This window comes from Streptomyces sp. W16 (genome assembly GCF_033194735.1).
GTDB lineage: Bacteria > Actinomycetota > Actinomycetes > Streptomycetales > Streptomycetaceae > Streptomyces.
This window is the reverse complement of sequence record NZ_JAWOAI010000447.1, coordinates 1-8,448: the sequence shown is the minus strand read 5'-3', so window position 1 is coordinate 8,448 and position 8,448 is coordinate 1. Positions and strand designations below refer to the sequence as shown.

The window sequence follows — 8,448 nt, the reverse complement described above, 5'->3', positions numbered from 1 at the left end:
GGCTGCTACGACTCGACCGTCCCGGCAGTTACACCCACACCGTCGGCGGCGGCCTGGGCTGGGGCATCGGCGCCGCCGTCGGCCGCTCGCTCGCCGAACCCGGGCGCCCGGTCGTCTCGGTCCTCGGCGACGGCTGCGCGCTGTTCGGACTCCAGGGGCTGTGGAGCGCGGCGCGGCAGCGGGTGCCGGTGCTGTTCGTGGTGATGGGCAACGGGAGTTACCGCACGCTTCAGGACACGTACGAGGCGATGGGCGGCAACGGGCGTTGCCCCGGCACCGAGTTGGGCGCCCTGGACTTCACCCGGGCCGCACGCTTCTTCGGCGTCGACGCGGTACGGGCCGACAGTGCGGACCACCTGCGTGAACTGGTCGCCGGTGCCGACGAGTTGACGCGGCCGATGCTCGTGGACGTACCGCTTCGGACCTCGTAGACATACCGCTTCGATTGCGGTCGCGACTCACCGGCACCCACACCTTGTCACCCGTGCGCGACAGCGACCACCATCGGTCCATGACGGATGGGCCGCTGCCGAAGTCGGTGCTCGCGCGCGGGGTGTTGCTGCTCCGCGCCTGTGGCGACGCCGGGACCGCGCTCTCCCTCGCCGAACTCGCCCTGTACACCGGGCTGCCCAAACCGACGGCACACCGACTGATCGGTGAACTGGTCCGACTCGGCCTGGTGGACCGTACCCCCGAAGGCAGTTACCGCATCGCGCTCGCCCTCTTCGTCCTGGGTCAGTCCTCGCCGTCCGTACGGGAGTTGCGGGACGTGGCGCTGCCCTACCTGGGCGATCTGCACGAGGCGACCCACGAGAACGTGCACCTGGCCGTCCCCGACGGCACCGACACCCTCTTCCTGGAGAAGATCACCGGCCGCCGCGCCACCCCGATCGTCTCCCGCACCGGCGGCCGACTGCCCGCCCACTGCACCGCCACCGGCAAGGTCTTCCTGGCCCAGGACCCCCGCCCGCCCGGCCGCGCCCTGCCCCGCCTCACCCCGCGCACCCTGGTCCTCCCCGGCCAACTCGCCCGCGACCTCGCCCTGACCCGGGCTCGCGGTTACGGCGTCAACCTGGAGGAGGCCGAGGTCGGCATCTCGGCGGTCGCGGCCCCCGTCTACGCCCACGACCGCGGCTCCCGTCCGATCGCCGCGATCTCCGTCACCGGCGGCACCCGACGCCTGGACGTGGACCGCATCGGGGCACGGCTGTGCGCGGCGGCCCGGGCGATCACACGGAGTCTGTCAGTCTGACGCCGCGACCTCCGGCCGCTGCATCGCCACCGCCAGCCCGTGCTCCGTCAGCCGCTCCCCGCGCACCTCCTCGGTGACCCGCCCCCGCACGAACACCAGCACCCGGTCGCACACCTCCGTCAGCTCCGCGAGGTCCGTCGAGGCGATCAGGACGGCCGCGCCGCCCGCCGCCAACTCGCCCACGATGCGGTGCATTTCGGCGCGTACGCCGACGTCGACGCCCCGGGTCGGATCGTCCAGGACGACGATCTTCGGTTCGGTCGCCAGCCACTTGGCGAAGACGACCTTCTGCTGGTTGCCGCCGGACAGCCGGGCGACCAGGTCGTACGGCCCACCGCGCAGCCGCAGCCGACCGGTCAACTCGACGGTGCGGCGCACCAGTTCGGATCGGGAGGGGGCGATCCCGCCCCTGCCCAGCGCCAGCCAGCTGACCGCCGTCGCGTTCTCCCACACCGTACGGTCCACCATCAGCCCGTACCGTTTGCGGTCGCTCGGCACGAAGGCGACGCCCGCGCGCACCGCGTTCCGCAGCGAGCGCGGCAGACCCCGGCCACCGACGTCCACCCGGCCCCCGGAGACCGCCGTACGCCCGCACACCACCGCCAACGCGTCGAGATGGCCCGCCCCTTGCAGCCCGGCGACCCCGACCACCTCACCCGCCCGCACGGTGAACGTCACCTCGGTCAGCCGTCCGGGCACGGTCACCCCGGACAGCACCACGGGCGGCGGCAGGTCGGCCAACGACCGTGCCCGGCGCGGCGGTTGCTCAGGACGGCCGCCCAGCATCGCCGACACCAGCTCCGGCACGTCGACTTCGGCGCGCTCCACCCCCGCCAGCGCGACCCGCCCGTCCCGCAGCACCGTCACGCGCTGCGCGAAGCGCATCACCTCGTCCAGGAAGTGGGTGACGTAGAGGACGGCGATGCCCCGGTCGGTCAGGGTGCGCAGGACACGTTCGAGGCGGTCTACGGCGGCGGCAGGCAGTGCCGACGTGGGCTCGTCGAGGATCAGCAGTCCGGGGCGTCGTAGCAGAGCGCGCGCGATCTCCGTCAACTGTTGGTCGGCGAGCGGAAGTTCGCCCAGTTCGGTGCGGGGGTCCACGTCGAGACCGAGTTCGGCGAGGACCGGTCGGGCCGCGTGGTCCATGGCGCGTCGGTCCAGCAGCCCCAGTCGGAGAGGCGGGTGCTGCGGGAAGAGGTTCTCGCGGACGGTGAGGTCCGGGAAGAGGCTCAACTCCTGGGAGACGACGGCGATCCGGGTGTCCTTGGCCGCCCGCACCGTCCCGCCGTCCGCGCCCAGCGTCCCCGACAGGATGCGCACGAGCGTCGACTTCCCGGCACCGTTCTCACCGACCAGCGCGTGCACCTCACCGCCGCGCAGCCGGATCGACGCGCTGTCCAACGCCCGTACGCCGCCGTAGGACTTGACCAGTTCCCCGGCCACGAGGATGTCGTCGTGGGCCATGTCAGCGCGCGTTCTTCAGCGGCTTCAGGTTGGCCGTCTGGTCGCCGAGCAGCTTGTCGATCGTCGGCTTGTACCAGTCGTAGGCGGCCTGCGCCGACTTCTGGCGGGCGATGATCTCGTCGATGTTCGAGGAGTCGACGACCCCGCCGGGGGACAGGAACCAGCCGTCCGGCAGCTTCCCCTTCTTGTCGCGCACCGCCTCGATCAGCATCGCTGTGGACAGATAGCCCTTCAGGAAGTGCTGCGGGTCGATGGTGACGAAGTTGGAGCCGTCCTTCACCGCGTCCAGGGTCTTCGGGTCGACGTCGAAGCCGGCCGTGAGCCACTTGCCGTGCTCCGCCTTCTTGATCTTCGCGAGGTTGTAGCTGTCGGCGTCACCGACGCCGAGGAAGGCGAGCGCGTCCGGGTGCGCGTTCACCTGCGCCGACCAGGAGCTGTAGTTCTGGCCGGGGTCGCTGTACGTCTGGAAGGGGCCGAGGATCTTGACGCCGGGTGCCTCCTTCTTGAACGTGTCGGCGATGCCCTTGGCGCGGTTGTCGAGCACCGGCGTCCCCGGGTTCGGCACACCGATCACGATCTGGCCCTTCGGGCTGCTGCCGAGCCGCTTCAGCGCCTCCTTGGCCATCAGCTCGCCGAGTGCGTAATTGTCGTTGCCCACATAGAAGTTGACCTTGCTGCCGTCGGTGGGGGAGGTGTCCAGGGCGACGATGGGGATGCCCTGGTCGACGGCGCGTGCGGCGGGCCGGGTGAAGATCGGCGGGTCGAGGTTCTCCAGGACGATGCCGTCCTTGGCGACGGCGGTGAGGTTCTGGAACAGCTGTACCTCGGCGGGCCCGTCCGTGTTCGGCGGTCCTACGGCCTTGAAGTCGACCTTCCCCGCGTGGCTCGCGGCGCTCTCCGCGCCCAGCACCATCTCGTGGGCGAAGTTCAGGGAGATGTTGGCGACCGAAATACCCATCTTGAGCCTGCCGTTGCCGCCGCCGGAGCCGCTGCCGCAGCCTGCGGCGGCCAGCAGGACCAGGGCGCCGAGCGCCGCGGACCACGTACGCGAACGGGGGTGCATCACGGCCTCCAAAAGGCTGGACCACAGGGGGACTTGACCACAGAGGGACTTGGGCCACGGGGGACTTCACTTGCGACGGCGTCCGGTGCGGCGCAGCGCGCTGTCGGCCGCGACGGCGACGAGGATCACCCCGCCGGTCGCGAACGACGTCCAGTTGATGGGTACTTCGAAGAACACCAGGCCGGAGGCGACGACCGACAGGATCATCGCCCCGGCCACCGCGCCGACCACCGAGCCGCGGCCCCCGGCCAGCGGGGTGCCGCCGATGATGCACGCGGCGATCGCCTGCAACTCGTAGCCCTGGCCCAGAGTTGGATCACCGGCGCCGTAGAAGGCGAGCGCGAGCGCGGCGGCGCAGGCCGTGGTGAGGCCGGACAGGGCCAGGGCCTGGATGCGGGTGCGGACGACCGGGATGCCGCTGAACGCGGCGGCGTCGGGGTTGGACCCGATCGCCCGCACCCGGGCCCCGAAGCGCGTCCGGGACAGCACGACCGCCAGGACGACGACCACGGCGAGCAGCACCCACAGCGCGAACGGCACCCCGCCCGGATCGCCGCCCGCGAAGGTGAAGAACGAGTCGTCCAGGGGGAGATCGGTGATCTGCTTGCCGTCCGCGAGGGCCAGCCCGACACCCCGGAACAGCATCAGCGTGCCCAGCGTGACGATGAACGACGGCAGCGCCAGCAGCGTCGTCACCAGCGCGTTGAACACGCCCAGCACGATCCCGGTGACCAGCATCACCGGCACCGCCAGCCAGGGCGGCGTGCCGTCGCGCACCAGCAGCGCCCCGACGACCAGGCACATCGCGTAGGTGCCGCCGACCGACAGATCGACCTCGCGCATCGACAGCGCGAAGACCATGCCGCACGCCATCAGCGAGATGTAGACGGAGTTGTGGGCGGTGGACAGGAGGTTGTTCGTGCCCAGGAAGTCCGGGTACGGGATGCCGATCCCGGCGATCAGCAGCCCCAGCACGAGCAGCACACCGAACTCGTCCCGGACCCACCGACGGGGGAACGGCGTCACCCGGCGCCGAAAGGGCCCCAACAGGCCCTGCCCGCCGCCCTGTTCGCGGGCGCGCTCGGCGTCGTCCACGGCACGCTCGGTCTCGGTCATCGGGCACGGCTCCCGTACGGCTGGTGCTGGGGTCGTCACGCAGGGTGGGCCCACCGGGCGTGCGCGGCAACCAGGGCGTTTCAGCGAGTGAAATGCGCTCTTGCCGGACGCCTGACGGGTCATCACACTCGCCCCATGGAGACGCGTACCGCCCTGGTGACCGGAGCGGCACAGGGCCTCGGGCAGGAGTTCGCCGTCGCGCTCGCCGGGCGCGGCTACCGGGTCGCCGGACTCGATCTCGTCGCGCAGCCGGAGACCGCCGAAAGGGTCCTGGACTACGTCGAGTTGATCGGCGACGTCACCGACGAGGGCCAGATCCAGGGGGCGTTGGAGCGCGTCATCGACCGGTTCGGCACCCTGCACGTTCTGGTCAACAACGCCGGCGTCTACCCGGAACGCCCCTTCGAGGAGATCACACCCGAGGAGTGGCGCCGGATCATGCGCGTCAACCTGGAGGCGCCGTTCCTGCTGACCCGCGCGGCCCTGCCGTATCTGAAGGCGGCGGGATGCGGCCGTATCGTCAACATCGTCTCGGCGGCCGTCCTCACCGCACCGCCCACGATGGTCCCGTACGTCGCCTCGAAGATGGGCCTCATCGGCTTCACACGATCACTGGCGGCAGCGCTCGGGCCGTACGACATCACCGTCAATGCGATCGCGCCCAGCATGGTCCGCACGGCGACCGCCGAGCGGACGGTCGGCGCGGACGGCGGCTTCGAGTCCGTGCGTGACCAACAGGCGGTGCCGCGCACGCAGTTGCCGTCCGACCTCGTGTCGACGCTGCTGTACGTGGTCGACGAGGGCAGCGGGTTCCTGACCGGGCAGACCCTCAACGTGTCAGGAGGATCCGCCTACTTGTGAGGCGCCGAGCCATTGCTGGAGCTCCTCCTTCAACGACCGCTGAAAGGTCGTCAGCAGGGCCTGCACCACCAGCGGATGCATGTGCGCGGACAGGGACTTCACGTCCTGCGCGTCCCGTTCGGCCACCTCGTCCCTGAACAGCTGCGACAGTTCGTGCGCCGCGGCACGCGAGTGCGCGACCAGGACCTCCCGTGCGGCGAGGATCGCCTCCTGCGACAGGGGCACGTCCAGCAGCTGCACGGCGAGCCGCAGGAGCCCCGAGTCGACGCGGTAGGCGTCCCCGTCGGGCCGGATCGCGTTCATGGCGGCGAGCCGCTCGATGTCGTCCTCGTCCAGCGCCCGCCCCGCCCGGCGCCGCAACTCCTCCAGCGTCACGGTCTCTTCGGTGTCCGGCGCCCAGGACGCCACCACGGCCCGGTGGATCGCCAGGTCGTGGTCGGACAGGTCCGGCGGCAGCTGCTCCACATACCGCTCGATCGCCGCCAGCGTCATGCCCTGGTGCTGCAACTCCTCGATCAGCGCGAGCCGGGCCAGATGCCGCTGCCCGTAGTGCCCGACCCGCCGCGCCCCGATCACCGGCGGCGGCAGCAGCCCCTTCGTGCCGTAGAACCGGACCGTGCGGACCGTGGTGCCGGCCCGCGCGGCCAGTTCGTCGATCGTGAGCTTCGGCTCCCCGGTGTCGGTCGTCATGCGCAGCAGTATCGCTGTCTCACCAACACTGTGAAACCCGGAGGGCCGTTGTCAGTGGTGCCGTCTACGGTGGACGACATGGGGGAGATCGACTATGTCCGGGGTGACGCGACCGTTCCGTCGGTCAAGGGCGTCAAGGTGATCGCGCATGTCTGCAACGACATCGGGGGCTGGGGAAAGGGCTTCGTGCTGGCCCTGTCGCGCCGCTGGCCGGAGCCGGAGAAGGAGTACCGGGCCTGGCACCGCGACCGTGCGGCCAACGACTTCGCGCTGGGCGCCGTCCGGTTCGTGCGGGTCGAGCGCCATGTGTGGGTGGCCAACATGATCGGCCAGCGGGGGATACGCGCGGGCAGCAAGGGCGTTCCCGTGCGCTACGAGGCGATCGACACGGCCCTGGGCCTGCTGGCCGACCGTGCGGCGGAGCTCGGCGCGTCCGTGCACATGCCCCGCATCGGGTGCGGCCTCGCGGGCGGCACGTGGTCACGGGTCGAACCACTGGTCACCGAGCGGCTGGCGCGGCGGGGGATCGCGGTGACGGTGTACGACCACGAGGGCTGAACCGCCGATCCAACTTGCCCCGGGCTGAAAGGAGTTGCAGAATCTTGCGCAACCACAGGGGAGGCCGTGAACCATGAGCCGTGACATCGACGTCCTCGTCCTCGGCGGCGCCGGCGTGGACACCATCGTCCACGTCCCCGAACTGCCGCTCCCGTACGCCGACAGCTACATGATCGACCCCGGCATCCGCACCCGCGCCGGCCAGACCGGCGACTTCGTAGCCCTCGGCGTGAGCGCACTGGGCCTGCGCACCCACCACCTCGACATGCTCGGCGCCGACCCCGAGGGCGACCTGGTCCGCGCGCTCCACCGCGACCACGGCATCCCGCTCACCGAAATCCCGCAGCCCGCCGGCACCAAGCGCGCGGTCAACCTCGTGGGCCCCGACGGACGGCGCCTGTCCCTGTACGACGCGACCCGCGCCCACCCCGACGACCGGCTCCCCGAAGCCACGGTCCGCGCCCTCGCCCGGGCGAGCCGCCACGCCCATGTCTCCATCACCCAGCCCTGCGCCCACGCCCTGCCCGCGCTGCGCGAGGCCGGTGCGACGATCTCGACGGACCTGCACAACTGGGACGGCGAGAACACGTACCAGGAGGAGTTCGCCCACGCCGCGGACATCGTCTTCCTGTCCACCACCGCGCTCACCGGCGCGCCCGAGCACACCATGCGCGCCGTCGCCGAGCGGGGCCGGGCCCGGCTGGTGGTCGCCACAGCCGGTGCGGAGGGCGCCTATCTGCTGGCCGACGACGAGCTGACCCACATCCCGACCGCACCGCCGTCGAGGCCGGTGGTCGACTCCAACGGCGCGGGCGACGCCTTCGCCGCCGCCTTCCTCTTCGGCTGGCTCGACGGAGAACCTCCACTGCGCTGCGCCCGCTACGGCGCGGTCGCCGGGGCGCACGCCTGCACGGTGCCGTCGACAGAGGTCGACCCCATGGGCCGGGACGAACTCCTCGTGCGGGTAGCCGAGTTGGAGGCCGCGACGATGGGCGCGCCGCACTAGGCCGTTCTGGGCGAGGACCCAGGCCCGGGCGCGGGCGAGGCGGGGATGTCGGTGCCCGGCGCGGCGGCCGGCGCCGGTGGATCGTCGAGGTAGGCCTCCAGGGCGGCGGCGCCGGTGAGCATGGCGCGGCTCCGGGCCGAGAGGCGGGCGTGCCAGTCGCGCAGCGTCGACTCCAGCGGCGTGACGCCCCCGGCGGTACGGACCTGGGCGATCAGCGGGGCGATCTGTTCGAGCAGGTAGCCGCCGCGTCTGAGCTGGTGGACCAGAAGGGCGTCGCGGACGTCGGCCGGGCCGTAGACCCGATAGCCGGTGCGCGGGTCGCGACGCGGCCGAACCAGACCGGCTCGCTCCCAGGTGCGGAGGGTGGCCGGGCGGAGGCCGAGCCTTCGCGCCAAGGGGCCGACGAACGTGTCGCCGCGCTCCTCGGGCACGGGGCCG

The 8,448-nt window shown here is 71.6% G+C and carries 10 protein-coding genes; 5 read left to right on the top strand and 5 right to left on the bottom strand.

Going from position 1 to position 8,448, the window contains the following annotated elements:
• Positions 1 to 431 (top strand): thiamine pyrophosphate-dependent enzyme (locus R6V09_RS39710; protein WP_317886344.1); only part of this gene is annotated, 431 nt, incomplete at its 5' end.
• An 80-nt stretch (positions 432 to 511) separates the two neighbouring features.
• Positions 512 to 1,252 carry an IclR family transcriptional regulator gene (locus tag R6V09_RS39705; RefSeq protein ID WP_317886343.1) on the top strand — a complete coding sequence of 247 codons (741 nt, stop codon included), beginning with the start codon at positions 512 to 514 and terminating at the stop codon, positions 1,250 to 1,252.
• Here R6V09_RS39705 and R6V09_RS39700 read toward each other — a convergent pair.
• The 3 genes from R6V09_RS39700 to R6V09_RS39690 all read right to left on the bottom strand — a co-directional run bounded on the left by R6V09_RS39700 (position 1,244) and on the right by R6V09_RS39690 (position 4,895).
• Complete coding sequence (locus R6V09_RS39700) at positions 1,244 to 2,716, bottom strand: sugar ABC transporter ATP-binding protein (protein WP_317886342.1); 1,473 nt, start codon at positions 2,714 to 2,716, stop codon at positions 1,244 to 1,246. The two genes, R6V09_RS39705 and R6V09_RS39700, sit on opposite strands and share 9 nt — an antisense overlap.
• A gap of 1 nt (position 2,717) precedes the next feature.
• Positions 2,718 to 3,779: a sugar ABC transporter substrate-binding protein gene (locus R6V09_RS39695; RefSeq protein ID WP_317886341.1), complete on the bottom strand. Its 1,062-nt coding sequence runs from the start codon at positions 3,777 to 3,779 to the stop codon at positions 2,718 to 2,720.
• A 66-nt stretch (positions 3,780 to 3,845) separates the two neighbouring features.
• Complete coding sequence (locus tag R6V09_RS39690) at positions 3,846 to 4,895, bottom strand: ABC transporter permease (protein ID WP_317886340.1); 1,050 nt, start codon at positions 4,893 to 4,895, stop codon at positions 3,846 to 3,848.
• 135 nt (positions 4,896 to 5,030) lie between these two features.
• Here R6V09_RS39690 and R6V09_RS39685 point away from each other — a divergent pair, with 135 nt between their 5' ends.
• Complete coding sequence (locus tag R6V09_RS39685; RefSeq protein WP_317886339.1) at positions 5,031 to 5,756, top strand: SDR family NAD(P)-dependent oxidoreductase; 726 nt, start codon at positions 5,031 to 5,033, stop codon at positions 5,754 to 5,756.
• On the opposite strand, the gene R6V09_RS39680 is transcribed toward R6V09_RS39685, so the two are convergent.
• Positions 5,733 to 6,446, bottom strand: a complete 714-nt coding sequence (locus R6V09_RS39680) for a MerR family transcriptional regulator (RefSeq protein WP_317886338.1) — start codon at positions 6,444 to 6,446, stop codon at positions 5,733 to 5,735. The two genes, R6V09_RS39685 and R6V09_RS39680, sit on opposite strands and share 24 nt — an antisense overlap.
• Positions 6,447 to 6,524: 78 nt before the next feature.
• On the opposite strand from R6V09_RS39680, the gene R6V09_RS39675 reads away from it, so the two are divergent.
• Positions 6,525 to 7,004: a macro domain-containing protein gene (locus tag R6V09_RS39675; protein ID WP_317886337.1), complete on the top strand. Its 480-nt coding sequence runs from the start codon at positions 6,525 to 6,527 to the stop codon at positions 7,002 to 7,004.
• A gap of 73 nt (positions 7,005 to 7,077) precedes the next feature.
• Complete coding sequence (locus R6V09_RS39670; protein WP_317886336.1) at positions 7,078 to 8,010, top strand: PfkB family carbohydrate kinase; 933 nt, start codon at positions 7,078 to 7,080, stop codon at positions 8,008 to 8,010.
• Here R6V09_RS39670 and R6V09_RS39665 read toward each other — a convergent pair.
• Positions 8,007 to 8,448, bottom strand: a 442-nt coding sequence (locus R6V09_RS39665) for a TioE family transcriptional regulator (RefSeq protein WP_317886335.1), incomplete at its 5' end; no start/stop codon positions are given. The genes R6V09_RS39670 and R6V09_RS39665 overlap by 4 nt on opposite strands.

Coding starts and splice junctions, on each gene's coding strand:
- R6V09_RS39705 (WP_317886343.1), top strand. CDS start 512: ATGACGGATGGGCCGCTGCCGAAGTCGGTGCTCGCGCGCGGGGTGTTG.
- R6V09_RS39700 (WP_317886342.1), bottom strand. CDS start 2,716: ATGGCCCACGACGACATCCTCGTGGCCGGGGAACTGGTCAAGTCCTAC.
- R6V09_RS39695 (WP_317886341.1), bottom strand. CDS start 3,779: ATGCACCCCCGTTCGCGTACGTGGTCCGCGGCGCTCGGCGCCCTGGTC.
- R6V09_RS39690 (WP_317886340.1), bottom strand. CDS start 4,895: ATGACCGAGACCGAGCGTGCCGTGGACGACGCCGAGCGCGCCCGCGAA.
- R6V09_RS39685 (WP_317886339.1), top strand. CDS start 5,031: ATGGAGACGCGTACCGCCCTGGTGACCGGAGCGGCACAGGGCCTCGGG.
- R6V09_RS39680 (WP_317886338.1), bottom strand. CDS start 6,446: ATGACGACCGACACCGGGGAGCCGAAGCTCACGATCGACGAACTGGCC.
- R6V09_RS39675 (WP_317886337.1), top strand. CDS start 6,525: ATGGGGGAGATCGACTATGTCCGGGGTGACGCGACCGTTCCGTCGGTC.
- R6V09_RS39670 (WP_317886336.1), top strand. CDS start 7,078: ATGAGCCGTGACATCGACGTCCTCGTCCTCGGCGGCGCCGGCGTGGAC.